Origin of the sequence: Mesorhizobium sp. M1A.T.Ca.IN.004.03.1.1, assembly GCF_003997555.1 — a bacterium.
In the GTDB taxonomy this organism is placed as follows: domain Bacteria; phylum Pseudomonadota; class Alphaproteobacteria; order Rhizobiales; family Rhizobiaceae; genus Mesorhizobium.
The window spans coordinates 1-237 of sequence record NZ_RZTV01001074.1; the positions used below are offsets into that span (position 1 = coordinate 1).

At 67.5% G+C, this 237-nt stretch carries 1 pseudogene; it reads left to right on the forward strand.

Annotation, left to right across the window (positions count from 1 at the left end):
- Positions 1–237, forward strand: a pseudogene (locus tag EOD29_RS34970) (ornithine cyclodeaminase family protein); the annotation flags it as partial.

The window sequence follows — 237 nt, forward strand, 5'->3', positions numbered from 1 at the left end:
GGCGCAGAGCCTCCGGCAACGTGGGCTCCAGGCCACTGCCGTCACGGATCTGGAAGCAGCAGTGCGGCAGGCCGATATCGTCAGCGCGGCGACGCTCGCGACAGCACCGCTTATCCGCGGCGAATGGCTGCGGCCGGGCATCCATGTCGATCTGATCGGCGGCTTCACCCCGGCGATGCGCGAGGCCGATGACGAGGCCTTTCGGCGCTCATCTGCCTATATCGACACGCACGAAGC